The organism is Aquamicrobium aerolatum DSM 21857, assembly GCF_900113935.1.
Taxonomy (GTDB): Bacteria; Pseudomonadota; Alphaproteobacteria; order Rhizobiales; family Rhizobiaceae; genus Aerobium; species Aerobium aerolatum.
This window is the reverse complement of the sequence record NZ_FORF01000006.1, coordinates 170,535-191,695: the sequence shown is the minus strand read 5'-3', so window position 1 is coordinate 191,695 and position 21,161 is coordinate 170,535. Positions and strand designations below refer to the sequence as shown.

24 protein-coding genes and 2 tRNA genes are annotated in these 21,161 nt (G+C 59.5%); 15 read left to right on the top strand and 11 right to left on the bottom strand.

Features of this window, described 5'->3' with window-relative positions; all coding sequences use genetic code 11:
- Positions 1 to 250 (top strand): integrase core domain-containing protein (locus tag BMZ42_RS07045; protein WP_139207878.1); only part of this gene is annotated, 250 nt, incomplete at its 5' end.
- A 191-nt stretch (positions 251 to 441) separates the two neighbouring features.
- Here BMZ42_RS07045 and BMZ42_RS07040 read toward each other — a convergent pair.
- Positions 442 to 636 (bottom strand): hypothetical protein, encoded by a 195-nt coding sequence (locus BMZ42_RS07040; RefSeq protein ID WP_091520292.1) that lies wholly within the window; start codon positions 634 to 636, stop codon positions 442 to 444.
- 66 nt (positions 637 to 702) lie between these two features.
- Between BMZ42_RS07040 and BMZ42_RS07035 the strand changes: the two genes are divergently transcribed.
- The 5 genes from BMZ42_RS07035 (at position 703) to BMZ42_RS07015 (ending at position 3,436) form a co-directional block, all read left to right on the top strand.
- A complete protein-coding gene (locus BMZ42_RS07035) occupies positions 703 to 1,491 on the top strand; it encodes a glycoside hydrolase family 108 protein (RefSeq protein ID WP_091520289.1) in 789 nt (262 codons plus the stop codon).
- Positions 1,488 to 1,733 carry a hypothetical protein gene (locus BMZ42_RS17760; RefSeq protein WP_139207876.1) on the top strand — a complete coding sequence of 82 codons (246 nt, stop codon included), beginning with the start codon at positions 1,488 to 1,490 and terminating at the stop codon, positions 1,731 to 1,733. Before BMZ42_RS07035 ends, BMZ42_RS17760 begins: the two co-directional genes overlap by 4 nt.
- Positions 1,734 to 1,859: 126 nt before the next feature.
- Positions 1,860 to 2,090 (top strand): hypothetical protein, encoded by a 231-nt coding sequence (locus BMZ42_RS07025; RefSeq protein WP_091520345.1) that lies wholly within the window; start codon positions 1,860 to 1,862, stop codon positions 2,088 to 2,090.
- Positions 2,091 to 2,123: 33 nt separating this feature from the next.
- On the top strand, positions 2,124 to 3,251 hold the full coding sequence (locus tag BMZ42_RS07020) for a hypothetical protein (protein WP_210185206.1): 1,128 nt from the start codon (positions 2,124 to 2,126) through the stop codon (positions 3,249 to 3,251).
- A complete protein-coding gene (locus BMZ42_RS07015) occupies positions 3,248 to 3,436 on the top strand; it encodes a hypothetical protein (protein WP_091520285.1) in 189 nt (62 codons plus the stop codon). Before BMZ42_RS07020 ends, BMZ42_RS07015 begins: the two co-directional genes overlap by 4 nt.
- On the opposite strand, the gene BMZ42_RS07010 is transcribed toward BMZ42_RS07015, so the two are convergent.
- Together BMZ42_RS07010 and BMZ42_RS07005 are read right to left on the bottom strand one after the other, a co-directional pair.
- Positions 3,433 to 3,717: a hypothetical protein gene (locus BMZ42_RS07010; RefSeq protein ID WP_091520282.1), complete on the bottom strand. Its 285-nt coding sequence runs from the start codon at positions 3,715 to 3,717 to the stop codon at positions 3,433 to 3,435. The two genes, BMZ42_RS07015 and BMZ42_RS07010, sit on opposite strands and share 4 nt — an antisense overlap.
- A gap of 70 nt (positions 3,718 to 3,787) precedes the next feature.
- A tRNA-Val gene (locus tag BMZ42_RS07005) sits at positions 3,788 to 3,863 on the bottom strand.
- Between the two features lie 249 nt (positions 3,864 to 4,112).
- Between BMZ42_RS07005 and BMZ42_RS07000 the strand changes: the two genes are divergently transcribed.
- Positions 4,113 to 4,189: transfer RNA gene (locus BMZ42_RS07000), tRNA-Asp, on the top strand.
- A gap of 172 nt (positions 4,190 to 4,361) precedes the next feature.
- Here the strand turns inward: BMZ42_RS07000 and cobT are convergent.
- Both cobT and BMZ42_RS06990 read right to left on the bottom strand, forming a co-directional pair.
- Positions 4,362 to 5,375, bottom strand: coding sequence for a nicotinate-nucleotide--dimethylbenzimidazole phosphoribosyltransferase (gene cobT / locus BMZ42_RS06995; RefSeq protein ID WP_091520280.1), 1,014 nt, complete (start codon positions 5,373 to 5,375; stop codon positions 4,362 to 4,364).
- A gap of 12 nt (positions 5,376 to 5,387) precedes the next feature.
- Positions 5,388 to 6,164: an adenosylcobinamide-GDP ribazoletransferase gene (locus BMZ42_RS06990; protein ID WP_091520278.1), complete on the bottom strand. Its 777-nt coding sequence runs from the start codon at positions 6,162 to 6,164 to the stop codon at positions 5,388 to 5,390.
- A 59-nt stretch (positions 6,165 to 6,223) separates the two neighbouring features.
- On the opposite strand from BMZ42_RS06990, the gene cobU reads away from it, so the two are divergent.
- On the top strand, positions 6,224 to 6,733 hold the full coding sequence (cobU, locus tag BMZ42_RS06985) for a bifunctional adenosylcobinamide kinase/adenosylcobinamide-phosphate guanylyltransferase (protein WP_244523191.1): 510 nt from the start codon (positions 6,224 to 6,226) through the stop codon (positions 6,731 to 6,733).
- Positions 6,734 to 6,840: 107 nt separating this feature from the next.
- Here cobU and BMZ42_RS06980 read toward each other — a convergent pair whose 3' ends face one another.
- From BMZ42_RS06980 to BMZ42_RS06960, 5 genes are read right to left on the bottom strand one after another with little or no spacing between them, the layout of a single operon-like run.
- On the bottom strand, positions 6,841 to 8,049 hold the full coding sequence (locus BMZ42_RS06980) for a molybdopterin molybdotransferase MoeA (protein WP_091520275.1): 1,209 nt from the start codon (positions 8,047 to 8,049) through the stop codon (positions 6,841 to 6,843).
- Between the two features lies 1 nt (position 8,050).
- Positions 8,051 to 8,542 carry a cyclic pyranopterin monophosphate synthase MoaC gene (moaC, locus tag BMZ42_RS06975; protein ID WP_091520273.1) on the bottom strand — a complete coding sequence of 164 codons (492 nt, stop codon included), beginning with the start codon at positions 8,540 to 8,542 and terminating at the stop codon, positions 8,051 to 8,053.
- Between the two features lie 2 nt (positions 8,543 to 8,544).
- A complete protein-coding gene (trpC, locus tag BMZ42_RS06970; protein ID WP_091520271.1) occupies positions 8,545 to 9,345 on the bottom strand; it encodes an indole-3-glycerol phosphate synthase TrpC in 801 nt (266 codons plus the stop codon).
- A complete protein-coding gene (gene trpD / locus BMZ42_RS06965) occupies positions 9,342 to 10,367 on the bottom strand; it encodes an anthranilate phosphoribosyltransferase (protein WP_091520268.1) in 1,026 nt (341 codons plus the stop codon). Before trpD ends, trpC begins: the two co-directional genes overlap by 4 nt.
- 10 nt (positions 10,368 to 10,377) lie before the next feature.
- Positions 10,378 to 12,264, bottom strand: coding sequence for a peptidylprolyl isomerase (locus BMZ42_RS06960; RefSeq protein ID WP_091520267.1), 1,887 nt, complete (start codon positions 12,262 to 12,264; stop codon positions 10,378 to 10,380).
- Between the two features lie 142 nt (positions 12,265 to 12,406).
- Here BMZ42_RS06960 and tpiA point away from each other — a divergent pair, with 142 nt between their 5' ends.
- From tpiA to BMZ42_RS06925, 7 genes are all read left to right on the top strand, one after another.
- Complete coding sequence (gene tpiA, locus BMZ42_RS06955) at positions 12,407 to 13,171, top strand: triose-phosphate isomerase (RefSeq protein ID WP_091520264.1); 765 nt, start codon at positions 12,407 to 12,409, stop codon at positions 13,169 to 13,171.
- Between the two features lie 134 nt (positions 13,172 to 13,305).
- The gene (gene secG / locus BMZ42_RS06950) at positions 13,306 to 13,668 is read left to right on the top strand and encodes a preprotein translocase subunit SecG (protein WP_091520263.1); all 363 of its coding nucleotides are present in this window, start codon (positions 13,306 to 13,308) and stop codon (positions 13,666 to 13,668) included.
- Positions 13,669 to 13,803: 135 nt separating this feature from the next.
- Positions 13,804 to 15,432 carry a CTP synthase gene (locus BMZ42_RS06945; protein ID WP_091520260.1) on the top strand — a complete coding sequence of 543 codons (1,629 nt, stop codon included), beginning with the start codon at positions 13,804 to 13,806 and terminating at the stop codon, positions 15,430 to 15,432.
- Positions 15,433 to 15,547: 115 nt separating this feature from the next.
- The gene (gene serS / locus BMZ42_RS06940) at positions 15,548 to 16,849 is read left to right on the top strand and encodes a serine--tRNA ligase (protein WP_091520259.1); all 1,302 of its coding nucleotides are present in this window, start codon (positions 15,548 to 15,550) and stop codon (positions 16,847 to 16,849) included.
- Positions 16,849 to 17,607 (top strand): 5'/3'-nucleotidase SurE, encoded by a 759-nt coding sequence (surE, locus tag BMZ42_RS06935; protein WP_091520339.1) that lies wholly within the window; start codon positions 16,849 to 16,851, stop codon positions 17,605 to 17,607. Before serS ends, surE begins: the two co-directional genes overlap by 1 nt.
- 14 nt (positions 17,608 to 17,621) lie before the next feature.
- Positions 17,622 to 18,275 (top strand): protein-L-isoaspartate(D-aspartate) O-methyltransferase, encoded by a 654-nt coding sequence (locus tag BMZ42_RS06930; protein WP_091520336.1) that lies wholly within the window; start codon positions 17,622 to 17,624, stop codon positions 18,273 to 18,275.
- A gap of 96 nt (positions 18,276 to 18,371) precedes the next feature.
- Complete coding sequence (locus BMZ42_RS06925; protein ID WP_091520256.1) at positions 18,372 to 20,030, top strand: peptidoglycan DD-metalloendopeptidase family protein; 1,659 nt, start codon at positions 18,372 to 18,374, stop codon at positions 20,028 to 20,030.
- A 91-nt stretch (positions 20,031 to 20,121) separates the two neighbouring features.
- Here the strand turns inward: BMZ42_RS06925 and BMZ42_RS06920 are convergent, their stop codons facing one another.
- Positions 20,122 to 21,009, bottom strand: a complete 888-nt coding sequence (locus tag BMZ42_RS06920) for an ATP-binding protein (protein WP_091520255.1) — start codon at positions 21,007 to 21,009, stop codon at positions 20,122 to 20,124.
- Between the last annotated feature and the right edge of the window lie 152 nt (positions 21,010 to 21,161).

Here is a 21,161-nt window from a genome sequence, read left to right as displayed (position 1 = left end):
CGAGCGCTGGCACCAAACCATGAAGAACCGCATCCTGCTGGAGAACTACTTCCTGCCCGGCGACCTGGAGGCCCAGATCGGCGCCTTCGTCGAACACTACAATCACAGGCGCTATCATGAGAGCCTCGACAACGTGACCCCGGCAGACGCCTACTTCGGCAGGGCCGCAGCCATCATAAAACAGCGCGAAAGGATCAAACGACAAACCATCCAGCATCGGCGCTTGCAGCACCGCAAGCTCGCCGCATAACATCAACCCAAAGACGAGGCCGATACTCCGCTAATCCAAGACCCAAACTGCGCCAAATGATCTGACGACGGACAGGCTGGGGCGGTTGGACGGACGGCAGCGGTCCCGGCTCTCGCGATCACGCTATGGGCATCTCGCCCGGCGCAACTGCGGCGATCGATTCAGGCCGTGGTGGCTTGTACTAGCAGGCACTAATGCAGGCTCTTCTTTCCCTCGCGCATCAACAGGCCGCCATCCACCTGCTCCGCTTCGTCTGTCTCTCGGCGCATTTGTTCGATGATGTCGCCATCGATGTTCGGCGCGCTCCTTGCGAACATCCAGAAGATCGTCAGACAAGCGACTAGCCCGCCTGCGACAAAGCTCAGCACTAGCGCCATCATGTCCATAACCGGGCCTCCCTTCATCATCACATCATGAAACCAGCCAGCCGGCAACGGCGGGAAGGAGAAGACATGGACCGTAACTTCCAGCGGGCGCTTTCGCTCGTTCTTAAACATGAAGGCGGATGGGCGGACCATGCGTCCGATCCGGGCGGCGCGACCATGCGTGGCGTCACGCTCGCCACGTTCCGGCGCTATGTGAAGCCGAACGCGACCAAGGACGATTTGCGCAAGATCACCGACGAACAGATCGCGGCGGTCTATCGCCGCCACTATTGGGATGCTGTCGCTGGTGCCGAGTTGCCAGACGGCATCGACTATGCCGTTTTTGATTTTGCAGTGAACAGCGGACCGGCCCGCGCGGCGAAGTATTTGCAGGCTATTGTCGGCGCCACCACAGACGGCAAGATCGGACCCGCAACGCTCGCAGCGACCCGCGCGATGTTCCATGCCGATGTGATCCACAAGCTTTGCGACAGCCGCATGGCGTTCCTCAAGCGCCTGTCAACGTGGGCCACATTCGGCAAGGGCTGGACGAGCCGCGTCACCGACGTGCGGCGCCATGCTCTGGAGTTGGCAGCGCGCCCGACCCCTGAGCGTCCATCCGTCATCGAGAAGAACATCGAAAAGCCGGTGGTTCCCGCCTCGGTCGATCAGGAGGTCAAGCAGAAGACTGGGCTGTGGTCGTGGATCACCGGCTTGTCCAGTTCCGGCGCCCTTGGCCTTGGCTGGCTCGCTGGCATGGATTGGCAGGCCGTGGTCGCTATTGGCGGTGTCGTGCTGGCCTTCCTTGTCGTCATCTTCCTGATGCGCCGGCAGATCATCGCTGGTGTGAAAGAGATCCGGGAGGAACTTGCGTGATCCCGCTTCGCCTCTGGGCCTCGCTGGCGGCCGTCATCGCGGTTCTCGGCCTTCTCACCTTCAGCCACGTCAAAGCCTACCACGCAGGTGCTGCGGCGGAACGACATGCCACCCTCAACCGATCCGTCGAAGTCTTGCGCGAAAGGAACGCGACCGATGACCAGATACGCAACCTGGATGACGCTGGGCTTTGTTCTGCTCTTGGCGGCCGCTGGATGCCAGACGACAGCACCTGCCAGTGAATGCGATGGTTGGGCTCGCCTAACGCCGGCGGCGCAGACCCGCGCATTCATCATCGAGCATGACCGGCCCTTTGCGGAGGGCGTCGCGGCTCATAACGGCTTCGGGACAAGCCGGGGATGCTGGAAATGAGCGATGCAAAGCGGTTCGATGATCTGCCGGAAAAGACACAGAAGTTCCTTGCCGGGTTGCGGCCTGATGAGGTCGATACCCTGAACGACGGAATCCGGCTGGTGCGATCTATCGCCACCGTTGGCAACTTCATCAAGTGGCTGATCGTGGGCATTCTGGGCCTTGCCGTGGGTGTGGTGATGTTCGGAGAAAGCGTCGGGAAAATCCTTAAATGGTTCAAGGTGTAAGCAGTGGCAAACCCTGGATTGTCAGAGGCTGTGATGCTCGAAGCACTTCGCGCTGTCGAGGAACACGGTAACGTCAACGCCGCCGCCCGCGCTATGGGCGTGCCGTTTGAAACCCTGCGGAACCGGTACAAGAAGGCACAGCAGGCCGGATTGCATCTTTCAGGTGGCGCAAGAAACGCCATGCAGGCTTCTAACCTCAACGGTGCGGAGATCGCAGGCGGCTATCGTCATGTCTATGATGACGAAGGTAAGAAGGTTGAAACAGTCCGCTGGAATGCGCCAAAGGAACAGATTGCCCTAGAGAGCACGCTGGAGCGTCTGCAGAACGCGTTCAGTGATATTCCAAGGGCAGAGCCCATCACACCGCCCGCGTCAGTTCTGGGCGATCTGTGCACGGTCTGGCCGGTCATGGATCTTCATCTCGGCATGAGGGCGTGGGGCGACGAGACGGGCAGTCAAGATTATGATCTCAGCCTGGCATGTGAAGACCTGCGATACGCCTTCGCGAAGGTACTGGCATTGACGCCTGCGAGCAAGGAGGCGGTGCTTGTCCTTGGGGGCGATACGCTTCACGCAGATGACGACCGAGCTGAAACACCTCAGAGCAAGCACAAGCTTGATGTAGATGGCCGGCAGTTCAAGGTCATAGATACCGCAATCGCGATCCTGTCCGAGATCATCGAGACGCTGCTGGCAAAGCATGAGAAACTGACGGTGCGCGTGCTACGCGGCAATCACGATACCAATGCGCATATGGTGCTGACGTTCGCGCTTGCGGAGCGATATCAGGACGAGCCGCGCATCGTTGTCGAGAAGTCACCGCGCGATCTGTTTATGAAGCAGTGGGGGCGATCGGCTATCTTTGCGCACCACGGCGATAAGGGCAAGCCCACGCAGATGGCGCTCTATATTTCCGACGTGTGCACCTTCTGGAGCGAGACGCGGCACCGATACTATCTGACGGGGCACGTTCACCACGACAACGCCAAGGATATCGGACCGCTTCGGTACGAAAGCTTGCGCGCGTTCTGTCCGCCCGACTCCTATGCGGCGGGTATGGGCTACGGCGCGCGGCGCGCACTCCAAGCGCTCACATTTCACAATCATGACGGATTGGTGCTTCGCGCCATTGACCCAATCGAGCGGAGAATTGCAGCATGAGCATCGGGTATATGCGCGGCCCTCGCATTTGCGTCAGTATTACCGAGGACGGAAAAGCCTTCCGGCGCTCGCTGATGTACGGGGAGGATACGATCTGCGATCTGTCTCCTGTCGACCTGATCGAGTTGATCATGCAGGCGACAAGTTCGCTCAGATATGACGTGCCGAAAGTGAGGGATAATTAATCGCGCGGCCCGGTGTAGGGATGCAACCTTATGCTCACCTTCTTCCCGCCGCACTTGGTGCAGAAAAGGTTCGGCACGAGATCGTCGCGCAGGCAGCTGTGGTCGCGGCCAAGCTTGGCGGCTAGCTTCTCCAGATCGAGCCACTTCACAAAACCGCAGGTCAGGCCGTCACGCGGGTTTTCGCAGTAGAGGGCGACTTTGTAGCCATGGTCGATCAGCACGCCGAGCGTATCGACGGTGTAGCCTTTGCGGCGCTTTTCAGCCAGGTCGGGATCGGTCATCAATTGCCGTCCTCAGGTTCAATGAACCTTAGCATATGTTCGTAAAAACCAGCTAAGTCATTGAAAGGAATGGTGGGCGATGACGGACTCGAACCGCCGACATCTTCGGTGTAAACGAAGCGCTCTACCAACTGAGCTAATCGCCCATTCCGGCGCGTGCTTTAGGCCGTTATCGGGTGTTAGGCAAGGGCAAAAACGGCCGTCGGTCAGTGTTTCATCAAATTATACGGCTTCCCTTGGGGGATGTTTCGCGCCTTAAGTCGGCTATCCACAGCCGGACAAAAATCTTTGATAAAATTATCAAAATTCCTTCCAGGAAGCGCTTGACACTTCGCCTGGAACCGCCTAATTCACAGCCAACAACGAGACGCCGCTGCGGCGCAACGTTGGGGAGCGCGGGTGTAGCTCAGTCGGTTAGAGTGCCGGCCTGTCACGCCGGAGGTCGCGGGTTCGAGCCCCGTCACTCGCGCCATTTTATTCAAGGCTTAAAGCCTTTTTCTCCTTACTTTATAGAGACCGACTGAAACGCATTTTGAATGCGAGACTCTTCGGTCTGACAAGCGAATTGATTTCGCTGTCTCCTTTCAGACGTTCTTGAGCACGTTGTCCCCGAGCCGGCATCTGCCCGCTCGGGAAAGTCTGAATCAGTTTTCGGACACGCCAGCTTCCGCAAAACTTGCCATCCCATTGTGACAGGCAATTGCACTGCGCAGGATATTCACGGCCAGGCACGCGCCCGATCCTTCTCCAAGACGCATTCCTAGATCGAGTATGGGGTCTAGGTTAAGCAGCTTCAGAAGGCGAGGGTGTTGGGCTTCCGCAGAGACATGGCCTGCGAGTGCGTGCGCCAGGCCGTTTGGGTGCAGGCGGGTGAGGGGCGCTGCTGCGGCTGTTGCGACAAATCCGTCAAGGACCACAGGGACGCCTTGCAGCCTTGCAGCCAGAACTGCGCCAAAGATTGCGGCAAGTTCCCGCCCGCCTACAAGGCGCAGTGCCTCCAGCGGGTCTTGCAGTGCGTTGCCGTGGAAGGTCAGTGCCGTGTCGACGGCTGTGGCCTTTCGCGTCAAGCCTTCATCATCGACGCCGCTTCCCCGACCGACCCACGAGCTGCCGCTGCCTCCGAAGAGGGCTGCCGCAGTCGCCGACGCAACGGTGGTGTTGCCGATTCCCATCTCGCCGACCGTGATTAGATCCACGCCGGGTACAACTGCTCGCATGCCTGCCGTGACAGCGGCGAGAAACTCCGCTTCGTTCATAGCGGGAGCCACGGTGAAGTCAGCGGTCGGTTTGTCGATTTCCAATGGTGTCACAGACAGGTTGGCTCCCGCTATGGCGGCCAACTGATTGATCGCCGCGCCGCCATTGGCAAAATTGGCTACCATCTGGGCTGTCACTTCCGTCGGATAGGCAGACACGCCTCTGGCGGCGATGCCGTGTGACCCGGCGAAAATCAATACATCAACATGATCAAGAGAGGGCTTCATGCCTCGCTGCCATCTTGCGAGGAAGATGGCCAGCTCTTCGAGGCGTCCCAGACTGCCGCGCGGCTTTGTGAGCATGGCCTGTCTTTGAGCGGCAGATTGAGCGGCTGTGGCGCTTCCCTCGGGTAGCTCAGCACATAGCCTGCGCAATGCGTCAATTGAAACGGGTAGATTCATCAGTTCATTCCATTACGGCAGCAGGGTGGCTGCGGTCGATAGGACCGCGATCTCACCAAATTGTTGCAGAGCACCCAGTACATCGCCTGTTTGCCCTCCGATCTGGCGCAGAGCGAGCCAGCGTATGAAAATAAAAACGCCTCCGAGAAAGAGCAACGCGATGGCCGCGATTTCGAGCCCACTCAGGACGAGCAGCGACATTCCACCGATGGCCAAGGCGATGACGCCAGTCTTTGCATCAGTTTGCCCAACGCTGGCAGAAAGGCCGTCTGGGCGTGCGGAGGGCACAAGAGACATGAAGGCGGGGATGATGGAGCGTGAAGCCGCATGGGCGCTGGCAAGCACGAGAAGGGTGGTCATGCCGCCCGCTGTTGCAAGCAGCGCTGTCAGTGCGCTCCAACGAAGTAGCACAGACAGGCTCAAAGCCAGCACGCCATAGGTGCCGGATTGGCTGTCCTTCATGATTGCGAGCTTTTGCTCTCGATTGCGGCCGCCACCAAATCCGTCGGCCGTGTCGCCCAGCCCGTCCTCATGGAGCGCGCCGGTCATTGCAATGGTGGCGGCAAGGATTATGGCAGCAGTGATCGTGGGCGGAACGCCAAGACACCATATGAGCCAGCCGAAACTGCCAGCCAGCAGCCCCACGACGAGACCGGCGACAGGGGCCGCCCACTGCGACAGCGCGAGTGGTCGCTCAAAGTCAACTCTCACCGGCAGGCGCGTGTAGAAGCCGACGCACGCGACGATATCGTGCAGAATGGGCGGTAGAGGCTTGCGCTTGGAGGTCATCTGAATTCAATAACGGGTTTCTGAGCGGAAAGCACGAGGTCGGTTTGGAAGAGGGAAGCGTGACGGGAAACCTGACATTTGTTCTTGGCGGCGCCCGCTCGGGCAAGAGCCGGTACGCGGAAGAAATTCTCGCTCGTATCCCTGGGCCATTGAGCTACATCGCGACTGCGCAGGCGTTCGATGACGAAATGCGTGAGCGTATTTCTCATCATCGAGCCAGGCGCGATTCACGATGGCAGACGTTTGAAGCGCCGCTCGATCTGGCCGAGGCGTTGGAGGCGTGCGGATCCGGTCAACCGGTTCTGATAGACTGTCTGACGCTGTGGCTTACCAATGTGATGCTGGCAGGATGCGATGTTGAAGCTGATTCGGAGCGTCTGGTGGAAGTGGTTGCGCGCTTCCGAGGGCCGCTGGTGATCGTGTCCAATGAGGTCGGTCTGGGTATTGTGCCCGACAATCGGCTTGCGCGCGAATTCAGGGATCATGCGGGCCGTCTGAACCAGATGGTCGCTCAATGCGCCGATCGGGTGGTGTTCATGGTTGCAGGCCTCCCGATGACCGTCAAATAGCGGTCAAAGCTTGTCGCACTTTACCGGATTCGCTTGAAACGGATCAAGTTTCTGGTTTCGCGCATGTGTTTATCGCGAGACCGGTTCCCATTTTCGGGAAACATGCCCTAGCGAAGCATTAGAACGGTGCAGGCATCGCCAGCCGAGGCAGCGGGCGCGTCTGGCGCACGAATGATCAAGGTGTTGGCTGCTGCCAACGTGCTGAGCATTGACGAATCCTGCACGGCGAAGGGCATCGCCGTGAGACGGCCCTCGTCGACGCTCACTACTGCACGCACATAATCCTGACGGTGATCGTTGGCTTTCATGGAAACGCCGAGGACCGCCGTGCGCACATCGGGCTTGTGTATACGCCCGGCCAAACGCGCGACGAGCGGCACTAGGAACAGGTGCGAGCAAACGAGACTCGAGACCGGGTTTCCCGGCAGACCCAGCACGCGCGTTGCCCCCAGCCGGCCAGAAATCAGTGGCTTTCCTGGACGCATTTTGATCTTCCAGAAGTCGAGCGCCATGCCTTGCGCGCCCAAGACTTCCTGGACCAGATCGTGATCTCCCACAGAGGCACCACCAAGTGTCACGATGACGTCAGCGCCGAGTTCGCGGGCTGAATTCACTGCACCAGCCAAAGCTGCGCGATCGTCTGGTATTATGCCAAGATCAACGACTCGCCCTCCCGCCGCACTCACAAGCGTTGCGACGCCGACATTGTTCGAAGCAACGATCTGGTCGTCACCGGGCGTGGTTCCAGGTTCCACCAGTTCTGAGCCAGTGGCAAGGATCGCGACGAGCGGTTTGCGCACGACAGAAAGTGTTGGATAGTTGGCGGATGCGGCGAGTGAGAGGGCGGCAGCGTCAAGGACGCGACCACTCGGCAGGAGAAGATCCCCGGTGGAAAAATCCAGTCCGGCACGGCGTATGTGGCGGCCTCTTGCGACAGCTTCCAGTGCTTCAATGGTTCCTTCGTCAATCAGACGGGCATCTTCCTGAAGCAGGATTGCGTCGGCTCCCGCTGGGACCGGTGCACCGGTGAAGATACGGACTGCTTCCCCGGAGTTGACGCAGCCTGAGAAACGCTGGCCCGCGACTGACACACCGATGACGCGAAGTCTGGCTGGGATCTGCGCAACGTCGTCCGCGCGCACCGCGTAACCGTCCATCGCCGACGCATCAAAAGGTGGCTGGGTCCTGCGCGCATGAATATCAACGGCCAGAACCCGGTTGCCTGCGCTGCCGAGAGGGACATCTTCTCCCGCCAGAGGTGACGCGTCGGTCAGAAGGAGAGCAAGTGCGTCTTCGACCGGCAGGAGTGCAGCCATCTTACCGATCCTGCACGTTTCGATAGTCGCCAGACTTGCCACCCGTCTTTTCGACGACGCGTATATCCGTGACATTCATTCCGCGATCGACGGCCTTTGCCATATCGTAGACGGTGAGGCAGGCAACCGAGGCGGCCGTCAGCGCTTCCATCTCGACGCCGGTCTTGCCGTTGACGCGCGCAAAGGCGGTTACCCGAAGCCCGGGAAGGTCTTCGTCCGGGGTGATCTCGACAGTCACTTTGGTCAGCAACAGAGGGTGGCAAAGCGGAATCAGTTCGTGGGTCCGCTTAGCAGCCATGATGCCGGCAATACGCGCGGTGCCGAGGACGTCGCCTTTCTTGGCGTCGCCAGCGCAAATCATCGCCAGCGTTTCTGGTTTCATGACCACGGCGCCTTCGGCAATGGCGGTACGAACCGTGTCGTTCTTGTCGCCCACGTCGACCATGTTGGCTTCGCCGGACGCATCAAGATGAGTGAGACGGTCGCTTGTCATGGTCAGGTGGTGCCTTTCAACAATGTGCGTGTCGCGGCAGTGACGTCCGGCTGGCGCATCAGGCTCTCGCCGACGAGGAAGGTCGAAATACCGGACGCTTTCAGCCGGTTGCAGTCTTCGTGGGTGAAGATGCCGCTTTCGCCGACAATGATACGGTCCGATGGAACCATCTTTGCCAGACGTTCAGACGTTTCGAGGCTCACTTCGAATGTGCGCAAATTGCGATTGTTGATGCCGATCAGTGGCGACGCCAGATGGGTCAGCGCGCGCTCCATCTCTGTCTCGTCGTGGACTTCGACCAGAACATCCATGCCGGCTTCGAATGCTTCGTCTTCGAGCAGTCTTGCCTCGTCGTCGGTGAGGCTTGCCATGATGACGAGAATCGCGTCTGCACCCCAGCTGCGCGCTTCATGAACCTGGTAGGGCTCGAACATGAAGTCCTTGCGAAGTGCGGGGAGGGCGCAGGCGGCGCGTGCGTCCGTCAGAAACTCCGGTGCACCCTGAAAGGAAGGCGTGTCGGTCAGGACTGACAGGCAGGCTGCCCCTCCGGCCTCATATGCTTTGGCTAGTTCTGCTGGATTGAAGTCCGCACGGATCAGGCCCTTGGAAGGACTGGCCTTCTTGATCTCGGCGATCAGGGCCATCTCACCTGCGGCTTGCCGTGCCTTGATTGTCGCAGCAAACCCACGGGCAGGAGATTGGTCTGCAGCGCGGGCTCTGACTTCCTCCAGTGGAAGACGTGCTTTTGCGGCGGCGATCTCGACGCGCTTGTAGGTTTCGATCTTGCGCAGGATATCCGTCATGCCGACGCCACCTCTGTTCTGGAAACTTCAATCAGCTTTTCAAGGCGCTCCAACGCTGCGCCGCTGTCGATGGAATCGGCAGCGAGAGCAATGGCCTCCTGAAGCGTCTTGGCGCGCTCCGCCACGACGAGGGCGCCGGCGGCATTGAGCAAGGAAATGTCACGATAAGCGCTTTTTTCGCCAGCAAGGACAGCTCGCAACGCCTGGGCGTTGTGAGCCCCGTCACCACCGCGCAGATCCTCCATGCGGGCGCGAGGGAGCCCGACCTGTTCCGGCTCGATCTCGAACGTCGTGATTTCCCCGTTCTTCAACTGCGCAACCAGTGACTTCCCGGCGGTCGTCAGTTCGTCGAGCCCATCGCCATGGACGACCCAGGCAGTTTCAGAGCCAAGCGCTTTCATGACATGCGCAATCGGCTCCACCCAATGCGCGGCATAAACGCCGATCAACTGGCGCTTGACGCCAGCCGGATTGGCGAGGGGGCCGAGCAGGTTGAAGATCGTTCGCGTTCCGAGTTCCACGCGCGAGGGTCCAACATGCCGCATCGCGGAATGGTGAGCCGGTGCAAACATGAAGCCAACACCTGCTTCAGCGATGCACTGCGCAATCTTCTCGGGGCCGATTTCGATCTCAATTCCGAGCGCAGCGAGAGCATCCGCGGAGCCGGATTTCGACGACAGTGCCCGGTTGCCGTGCTTGGCCACAGTGACGCCAGCTCCAGCGACGATGAAGGCGGCGCAAGTGGAGACATTGTAGGTGCCGGATGCGTCTCCGCCGGTGCCGACGATGTCGACCGCATCAGCTGGGGCAACGACAGGCAGCATCTTGTCGCGCATGATCGCAACCGCGCCGGAAATCTCGTCAACGGTTTCACCGCGCGTACGCAGCGCCATCAGAAAACCGCCGATCTGACTGGGCGTCGCCTTGCCGGACATCATGATGTCGAACGCCTGGCGCGATTCTTCGAATGTGAGCGACTGGTTGTCCGCTACCTTGCCGATAAGCGCCTTGAAGTCAGTCATTGCGCACCCCTCAGAAGCTCAGTGCCTGCTGGATCGCGTTGCGGTCAATCGCGACAGAATACTGGCTTTGCAGGGTCGTCACCATCTGGTCGAGAAGATCGTCGCCAAAACCAGAGGCAAAGCGTTTGCGCGCGTCCTCTGGCAACGCGTCTGCACCTGCGTTGAGTGGCTGCGTTACTTCTGCAACGCGGAACACGATCTGGGATCCACCCTCAGGAGCCTGAACGACGCCACTTTCACCGCGCCCGACGCCAAATGCGGCTGCAACGCCGGCGTTGCCAAAATCGGCGTCATTCGCATTGCGCTTCAGACCTCGACGGGTCTGGACCTCGAGGTCAAGCCCAGCGACGACCTCGGCAAAGGTCTTCCCGTCAGCGACTTGCTTCTGAATTTCAGTCGCACGGGCGGCAAGGCGGGCCTCACGTTCGTTGCTTGTCCAGTCGGAGATCACCTGCTCGCGCACTTCTTCAAGCGTGCGGTCGCGGGCAGGGGTGATCCCCTCGACTTCGTAAAAGACATAACCGGTGGAGCCGATGTTGAGGGGCGGGTTCTCTACCCCCGCTTCGGTCTCGAATACGTCACGCAGCAAAGCGCTCGACTGAGGCAGGTCGGTAAGAGTGGTGCCTTCCGGTGTCTTGCCTGTGATGTCCAGGGCTTCAACGGTGTTCACCGTCAGCTTCTGCTTGGCGGCGGCCTCGTCCAGCGAGTCGCCGGCGGCGCGCGCATCCTCGTAGCCATCATGGACTTCAGCGAGAATGCGGTGCGCATCGTCCATAGCTATTTCTTCGCGGATTTCCTGCTGGACGCTTTCGAAAGGCCGCACGTTTGCTGGCTCGATAGCAGTGACGCGCAGCAGGATCGGGCCGAACGTACCGGCGACGACCTGGCTGACCTCACCCTCCGGCAACGCAAATGCTGCCTCGGCAATCGCAGGGTCGGCCACGCGGGACTTCTCGAAAGTGCCCAGGAGCGCGTCCTTCAAGGTCTTGCCCTGTTCGGTAACGACATCTTCGAACGTCGCCCCACCGCGGATCTTGTCCAGCGCCGCATTTGCCGCTGCTTCATCCGCAAACACCAGCTGTTCGATCCGGCGACGTTCGGCGGTCGTGTAGCGGTCGACATTTCGGTCGTATGCTGCGCGCGCCTGCTCTTCTGTCACCGAGGCCGGGTCAGCAATATCGGCTGGCTCGAGCTTTACATATTTGAAGCGACGATATTCAGGAGCGGCGTAGTTTGCCTTGTTCGCGTCGAACCATTCCTGCACTTGTGCATCCGACGGGGCGTCGATCTGCTGCACCATTGATGGTGGCAACACGACGTACTCAACCGTCCGGTCTTCATTCTGATAGAGAGACACAGCGCGCAGGAACGTGTCGGGCGCTGCGATTCCGTCGGAAACTGCTTCGACGATTTGCTGACGCACCGCGACTTGCTCGCGATTCTTCAGATAATCCTGAGGTCGCATACCGATCTGGCGCAAGACCCACTCGAACTGTGCACGGTCAAACTGGCCGTTGGCACCCTGGAACGCCGGGTCTTCAGCAGTCAACAAGGCAAGTCGATCGCGCGACAAGCCAAGACGCATCTCACGCGCCTGCTCATCGAGGACCGCACCGGCGACCAGTTGAGCGAGAACCTGATTGTCGACACCAAAAGCCTGCGCTTGCTCACGCGTGATCGGCTGGCCGAACTGCTGCGAAAGCTGTGAGACCTGGCGGTCATAGGCGAGGCGGTACTCCATGATGGAGACACGAGTCTTGCCAACCTCAATGACATTGGAGCCCAGACCGCCGAAAATCTGGCCGGAAATTCCCCAGATCGCAAAGCTGAGGATCAACATTCCAAGCAGGAGTTTGGCGACCCATGAGCCGGCTGCGTTTCGGAGTCCATTAAGCATATCGTCTTCCGGTAACCTTAGAAATATCAAAGGGTGACAAGCGGAGTCGGGCATACCGTCCTTCCCCGCCTGTGTCGATTGCTTTGTAGCTGGTTTTTGGTAGGAAAGCCCAGTCTCACGGCTCAGGGAAGGAAAAGTGACCATGACCCCCGGCATTCGCCCGCTCGTTGCAGGTAATTGGAAGATGAATGGCACGAGTGCGTCGCTCGACGAGATCGCCGCGATCGGTGACGGCATGAAGGATGGTCTCGATGCTCGTGTCGACGCGCTGCTTTGTGTCCCTGCGACGTTGCTTTCAAAAGCGGCGGACGTACTTGCAAGCGCTCCTGTGAAGGCAGGCGGTCAGGATTGCCATCCGATGGAGAAGGGTGCCCATACTGGAGATGTCTCAGCCGAGATGCTCAAGGATGCGGGTGCGGCCTTCGTGATCGTCGGCCATTCCGAGCGCCGGACCGATCATGCCGAAACTGACGCAATCGTGAATGCGAAGGCGCAAGCTGCATGGCGCGCAGGTCTGGTCGCGGTGATCTGCATCGGTGAAACCCATGCCGAGCGGGAGGCCGGGCGCACGCTGGAGGTGTTGTCGCGACAGCTTGCGGGCTCTGTTCCCAGCGATGCAACACACGAAAATTCTGTGATCGCCTATGAGCCTGTATGGGCAATCGGCACGGGACTTACGCCGTCCGCTGATGACGTCGCATCGGCACACGCGCATATCAGGGCAGAGTTGGCCGGAATCGTCGGAGCCGAGGCTGGGCGCATGCGCATCCTTTATGGCGGCTCGGTCAAGCCGTCGAACGCGGTGGAATTGATGGCAGTGGCCAATGTTGACGGGGCGCTCGTCGGCGGGGCAAGCCTTAAAGCTGCGGATTTTCTCGGGATTGCCGAGGCATATCGCGCGATTTAGTGATCGATTTTCTGTCGAGCGTCCTTTTTTGCGCCGATAACCAAACCCATATGGGTTGGAATGCGCGGCAAAGGCGTGTATTGAGCCGCGGTCAAGCCACATTCGGGCGCCGCCTAACAATTCCGGATTGAAGAATGCAGACTATTCTCATCGTCATTCACTTGATGGTCGTTCTCGCGCTGGTGGGTGTCGTCCTTCTGCAGCGTTCAGAGGGCGGTGGTCTCGGTATCGGCGGCGGCTCGGGCTTCATGACAGCACGTGGCGCAGCAAATGCGTTGACTCGCACCACGGCCATCCTGGCAGTTGCATTCTTTGCAACGTCGCTTTCTTTGTCGCTGTTGGCCCGCTACGGCGAGCGTCCTCACGACATCTTCGATCGTATCCCTGCTTCCTCCCAGCAAGGTGCGCCCAGCGGAAGCGGTGGAATCCTCGACCAGATCGGCGGTTCGACAACACCCGCAGAACCTGCTCAACCGCAGGTTCCCAGCGGCCAATAAGGTCGCTGAACGAAAATCAGCCCCAGGGGCCGACCAGCGTCGGCCCTTTTCTTTTGTGCAAATTTGACGATGTATTCGGCTGGAAGTCATTTTTTTCTGGCGGAATCATTCGCAGAAGGCTAAGCGACGACTCCCATGGCGCGATATGTTTTCATCACCGGCGGCGTGGTCTCCTCACTCGGCAAAGGCATCGCTGCAGCAGCTCTTGGAGCTCTGTTGCAGGCGCGTGGCTACCGTGTGCGGATCCGCAAGCTCGATCCCTATCTCAACGTGGACCCGGGCACGATGTCGCCCTACCAGCACGGCGAGGTCTTTGTGACCGACGACGGTGCGGAGACCGACCTCGATCTTGGTCACTATGAGCGGTTCACCGGCCGTTCTGCCAATCAGCAGGACAACATCACCACCGGCCGCATCTACAAGAACATCATCGAGCGCGAGCGTCGTGGCGATTACCTCGGGGCGACCGTGCAGGTGATTCCGCACGTCACCGACGAGATCAAGAATTTCGTCCTTTCCGACAATGACGATTTCGATTTCGTACTTTGCGAGATTGGCGGCACGGTGGGCGACATCGAAGCGATGCCGTTCCTCGAAACCATCCGCCAGATCGGCAACGAGTTGCCGCGCGGACAGGCTGTCTACATTCACCTGACGCTGATGCCGTGGATCCCGGCTGCGGGCGAACTGAAGACCAAGCCGACGCAGCACTCGGTCAAGGAACTGCGTTCGATCGGTATTGCGCCGGATATTCTGCTGGTGCGCGCAGATCGTGAGATCCCTGTGGAAGAGCGTCGCAAGCTGTCGCTGTTCTGCAATGTTCGTGAGTCCGCCGTTATTCAGGCACTGGACGTAGATCACATCTATGACGTGCCGATGGCCTATCACAAGGAAGGTCTCGACGGCGAAGTCCTCGCCGCTTTCGGAATTGATCCGGCGCCAAAGCCGCGCATGGAGCGCTGGCACGAGATTTCCGAGCGTCTTCATAATCCGGAGGGCGAAGTCACGATCGCCATTGTGGGCAAGTACACTGGCCTCAAGGACGCTTACAAATCGCTGACCGAGGCGCTGTCGCATGGCGGCATGGCCAACCGTGTGCGGGTCAAGCTCGAGTGGATCGAGAGCGAGATCTTCGAGAAGGAAGACCCGTCGCCCTGGCTGGAGAAGGTTCACGGCATCCTGGTTCCCGGCGGCTTCGGTGAGCGCGGGGCAGAAGGCAAGATTGCCGCTGCGCGTTTTGCCCGCGAACGCAAGGTGCCGTATTTCGGCATCTGCTTCGGCATGCAGATGGCATGCATCGAAGCAGCGCGCTCGCTGGCGGGTATCGAGAACGCGTCTTCGACCGAATTCGGCACGGCGAAGGAGCCGGTCGTTGGTCTGATGACCGAGTGGCTGAAGGGCAATATGCTTGAAAAGCGCCGTGCATCTGGCGATCTCGGCGGCACGATGCGTCTGGGTGCGTTCAAGGCAGCGCTGAAGGAAGGCACCAAGATCGCGGAGATTTATGGCAGCACGGAAATCTCCGAGCGCCATCGTCACCGCTATGAGGTGAATGTCGACTACAAGGACCGCCTGGAAGAATGCGGCCTCGTGTTTTCGGGCATGTCGCCAGATGGCGTTCTGCCGGAAACCGTCGAGTATGCTGACCACCCCTGGTTCATCGGTGTGCAATATCACCCCGAACTGAAATCAAGGCCGTTCGAGCCGCATCCTCTGTTCGCCAGCTTCATCAATGCTGCGGTCGAACAGAGCCGCCTGGTCTGATTTTCTCAAGACCTTGTCTGCGTTGTCCTTGCTGACAACGCAGACGCTTGCTTCTAAGCCATTTGCGGTTTACCCCCTCAGACGCCATTTTTCGGCTATTTGAGGATAGAAACCCATGCTCGACATCCGTTGGATCCGTGAAAACCCCCAGGCTCTCGCAGACGCGCTCGTCAAGCGCGGCCAGTCTGTGGAGTCCGCGCGATCGGTTGTCGACGACCTTGTCGCCAAGGACGAAGCCCGCCGCAGCCATCTGACACGTTTGCAGGAAGCGCAGGCGCGCCAGAATGCGGCGTCGAAGGAAATCGGCAAGGCAATGGCAGCCAAGGATGCTGCGCTGGCCGACCGCCTCAAGGCCGAGGTTTCGGAGCTGAAAAGCTTTGTCCAAACGGGCGAAAGCGAAGCGCGTGAACTCGACAGGGCATTGAACGATGCTCTTGCAGTGATTCCAAACCTTCCGCTCGACGATGTTCCGGTCGGTCGCGACGAAAACGACAATGTCGAAATCCGCCGGGTTGGGGAGCCACGCCAGATCGCTGCTCCCAAGGAGCATTTCGAGATTGGCGAAGCGCTCGGCTATATGGACTTCGAGCGTGCAGCCAAGCTTTCCGGCTCGCGCTTCACGGTGGTCTCGGGCCAACTGGCGCGCCTTGAGCGCGCTCTTGGCCAGTTCATGCTCGACCTTCACACCACCGAGCATGGCTATACCGAAGTCAATCCGCCTCTCCTCGTTCGTGACGAGGCGCTGTTTGGCACCAATCAGTTGCCAAAGTTCGAGGAAGACCTGTTTTTCGCCAAGCATGGCGAGGGGCGTCTTGCCTTGATCCCGACATCGGAAGTGCCTTTGACGAATCTCGTTCGAGAGGAAATCGTCGCTGGCGAGAAGCTTCCGCTGCGCTTTACCGCGCTGACTGCATGCTTCCGCTCGGAAGCGGGATCTGCTGGCCGTGATACGCGCGGAATGTTGCGCCAGCATCAGTTCTACAAGGTCGAGATGGTGTCGATCACCGATGCGGAAACTGCGTTGGCAGAGCATGACCGCATGACGGAATGCGCAGAGACGGTGCTCAAGCGTCTGGGCCTGCCGTTCCGCACGGTGGTTCTTTGCACCGGTGATATGGGTTTTGGCGCACGCAAGACGCACGACATCGAGGTGTGGCTCCCAGGGCAGAACACCTATCGTGAGATTTCTTCCTGTTCGGTTTGCGGCGATTTCCAGGCGCGTCGCATGAATGCGCGCTATCGTGCAGCAGACGGCAAGTCGACGGCGTTTGTTCATACCTTGAACGGGTCGGGCGTGGCTGTCGGGCGCGCGCTGATCGCGGTGATCGAGAACTATCAGAATGATGACGGCACGATCTCGGTGCCGGACGTTTTGCGGCCCTATATGGGCGGCGTTGCCAAGATCGAGGCTGCATGATGCGGATTCTTCTGACGAACGACGACGGTATTCACGCCGAGGGTTTGCAGGTTCTGGAGCGTATCGCTCGCACCCTCAGCGACGACGTATGGGTCGTGGCGCCTGAAACAGATCAGTCTGGTTTTGCACATTCGCTGTCGTTGTCCGAGCCATTGCGTATGCGCAAGCTTGGCGAGAAGAAGTATGCCGTGCGTGGAACGCCGACGGATTGCGTCATCATGGGGGTGCGCAAGCTGATGCCTGAGGCACCGGACCTGATTTTATCCGGCGTCAATTCCGGCTCCAACGTCGCGGATGACGTCACCTATTCTGGAACCATCGCTGGCGCGATGGAGGGGACACTGCTCGGCATTCGCTCGATCGCATTGAGCCAGGGCTACTCCGTCACCGAGGATGGCCGTACCGTGTTGTGGGAAACGACAGAAAAACATGCACCGGAACTGCTCCAGAAGCTGATTCGGTTGCCGTTGCCGGACAATGTGTTCTTGAATCTGAACTTCCCCAATTGCCGGCCGGATGAGGTCAAGGGCGTGTCTGTTACCAGCCAGGGAAAAATTACCCATGGGCTGTGGCTGGACGAGCGCAAGGATGGCCGCGGGTTCCCTTATTATTGGCTGAGGTTCAGCCGTTCAGCCACCGACTTCCGCGAAGGCTCCGATCTGGCCGCTCTGCGGAATGACCAGATTTCGGTAACGCCGCTCCATCTGGATCTCACGGCATATGCAGTGAAGGACCAGATCGCCAAGGCGCTTGCGTGAATACGGGCGCGCGTATGGACATTCAGGAAGCAGAACGCGAGCGCTTTGCAGCTTTTGTCATGCGCATGCGCGCGGCCGGTATCAATCACAGGCCATTGATGAGCGCTGTGGAAGTGACGCCGAGGCTGGATTTCGTTCCAGCCCAGTGGAGCGCGGAAGCGTGGTCGGATCGGATGGTGCCGATCGAATGTGGCGAAACGATCGAGGGTCTCGATCTTCAGATGCGTGTGCTTGCCGCTCTGGATCTGCAGCCGGGACACCGCGTTCTCGAGATCGGGACCGGATCGGGTTACACGTCAGCCGTGATGTCGCGTATCGCGGCGCGCGTGTTGACGTTCGATCGTTACAAGACGCTGGTCGAAAAAGCGCGTCGGCGTCATGAGACGCTTGGCATCAACAATGTCCTCATCAGACATGCGGATGGCTCGCAGGGCGCCATGGCCGAAGGGCCATTTGATCGAATCGTTGCCTGGGCTGCCTATGAAACCCTCCCGAGGGGATTCGTGGATCAGTTGGCCACCGGTGGCATCATGGTTGCGCCGATCGGTCCTGCCGAAGACATTCAGGTCATGGAACGGCTGGTGAAGCTTGGTAGTCGTTTTGAGCGTGAGGTTCTGGCCAATGTACGGCTGCAGCCTATGGCCAGCGGTATCGCCGCAGCGATCTGAAACCCGACTGAATAATTTAGAGCCCGCCCTTAACCGCCCGGTAACATTAACGCGCTTTAATCCAGCCATGAGTTGGTATGGGTATCGGGTAGTGTGATGCGGTTGGCAGTTTCAGGCAAATACCAGCGGGCCCTGTTGCGCGGTGCCGCAGTTTTCATGGTCGGTGGACTTGCTGCAGGTTGCAGCTCGGATGTCACCCGCTTCCAGGATTCAATCATGACGGGGTCGACCCGCGCTTCGCAGGCGCCTGTTCAACAGGCCTATCCTGGCGATTATGCGCAGGTTGATCAGATGTCGACAGGGTCGGTGGCGCGCCAGAGAGGCGGCGGCATCCTCAACCGTGGTCGCTCTTCGCCGCGGCCTGAGGGAAATGTGGGTGGCGGTTATGGGACGCAGAGCCCGTATCCGGTACAGAACTCTTACCCCCCACAGAATTCCTATCCGTCTGCATCGGCACAGCCTGTCTATGCGGCGCCTGCACGTCAGGCCGTCACGAGCGGACCAGCGTTGGCACCGGCGGTGACCCGTGCAAGCCTTGATTCCAACCCGACTGGTTCGGTCGCGGCCGCTCAACCGGCAATGCCGACGGCCGCTCCCGTTGTCTCGCTGCCACAACAGCAGGCGTCTGCGACGATCGGCATCAACAATGATGGTGGCTGGTCGCGGGCAGGTGGCACGCAGGTCAGCGTCAATCAGGGAGAAACGGTCTACAATCTTTCGCGTCGCTTCGGTGTACCTGCTGATGCGATCATGAAGGCCAACGGTCTGAGCAGCCCGAACGCCCTGGTGAGCGGACAGCAGATTGTAATTCCAACCTATGTTCATTCAGCACGCGCGCCGGTAAGCGCTCCAGACGCGAATCCTAGTGTTGCCGACGCTCGTTCCTCGACGGGCTCCCGGTTCGATCCGCCAGCAAATGGTGGCGTGCCTGTGCCGAGCAAGGCGCCAGGTGAGCGCGTGGCAGTGTTGCCGTCGCAGCCCGGACTCAACGATCGTACGCAGCCGTCAACGACGACGGCGGGCAACAATCAGAACACCGGTGCACCGTCATCGGGCGCGTATACGGTTTCGTCGGGAGATACGCTGGCGGCAATCGCGCGGCGTCATGGCACGACGACGACTGCCCTCAAAGCGGCAAACGGCCTGAATGATGGGATGATCCGTATCGGTCAGAAGCTGGTGATTCCCGGTGGAGGATCTGCTGCGACGACGCAGGTCGCCGTGGCGCCGAAGCCCGCGACCGACGCGACAACAACCGCTTCCGTGCCAGCGGCAGGAAAGCAGGCGACCGGTGCCTACACGCCGCCACGCCAGCAGGCCGACAAGCTGATCCAGAATGCGGCGGTGGATACGACGACGCCTGCGCCAGATGCGAGCGGTATTTCACGGATGCGCTGGCCTGCTCGCGGACGCGTGATCTCCGGCTTCGGAGGCAGCAGTGGCGGCAAGAAAAACGACGGCATCGATATTGCCGTTCCCACAGGCACTGCAATTCGTGCAGCCGAGAATGGCGTGGTCATCTACGCCGGCGATGGATTGAAGGAATTCGGGAACACCGTTCTGGTGCGCCACGAGGACGGGCTCGTCACGGTCTATGGCCATGCCAGCAAGCTGAACGTCCAGCGCGGCCAGAAGGTGCGTCGCGGTGACGAGATCGCACTGTCCGGCATGAGTGGATCGGCAGATAGCCCGAAGCTGCATTTTGAAGTGCGCAAGGATTCCACGCCGGTCAACCCAGCTACCTATCTGGAGTAGCGGCGCGGATGCGCGTATCAAATAATAACCTGGCGGCCGTAGTCTCCAGTCCGAGCCGCTGAATTTGCCCGCCATGCATGGCGGGCATTTTTCATTCCGCTGAACTGTCGAGTGTTTTGCCCAATCGCCCAGCCAGGTCCTGAATGTACTGCCAGGCGACGCGACCGGAGCGACTGCCTCGTGTTGTCGCCCATTCAAGCGAATCGCGACGGAGCTCGTCTTCGGCAACCTCAAGTCCGTAATGTTCTGCGTAGCTGGAGACCATTTCCAGATACTCGTCCTGCGAGCATTTGTGAAAACCCAGCCAAAGCCCAAAGCGGTCCGACAACGACACTTTTTCTTCGACTGCTTCAGCAGGGTTGATCGCCGTCGAGCGCTCATTTTCAATCATGTCGCGCGGAAGCAGATGACGCCGGTTGGACGTCGCATAGAACAGTACGTTGTCGGGCCGGCCTTCAACGCCGCCTTCGAGTGCGGCCTTGAGTGATTTGTAGGATGTATCGTCGTGGTCGAATGAAAGATCGTCGCAAAAAAGAATAAATCTGAAATCGGAAGCCTTCAGGAGCGTCATCAATTTCGGCAGCGTATCGATGTCCTCGCGGTGAATTTCCACCAGTTTGAGTGGGCTGACACCATCGTTGCGCTCGTTATTGATGGCAGCATGTGCCGCCTTCACCAGCGATGATTTTCCCATGCCGCGCGCACCCCACAGAAGGGTGTTGTTGGCTGGCAGCTTTTCAGCGAAGCGCCGTGTGTTCTCGGTCAGAAGATCGCGAACACGATCAATTCCGCGAATAAGGCTCATATCGACGCGATTGACGCGCTGAACCGGCTCAAGAACACCTTTTTCGGCAGACCAGACAAAGCAATCTGCCGCAGACAGGTCCGTCGGAACCGGCTCGCTTGGTGTCAGTGCGCTTACGGCTGCGATCAGGCGGTCAAGCTTCTGTTCGAGGCTCTCGGTCAGTTGCGTGTTCATCAGCGTCGGTTTCCTCCAGCTTGTGCTGCGTTTGCTGACGCGACGCTCTAACACGCAGTCGGGTGCGGGGAAAGCGACGTGGCGCGTTGCAGTCGCGGTTGCATTGGCGGTGTCAGTGATTATATTCCGCGAAACTTCCACGGGACCATTTC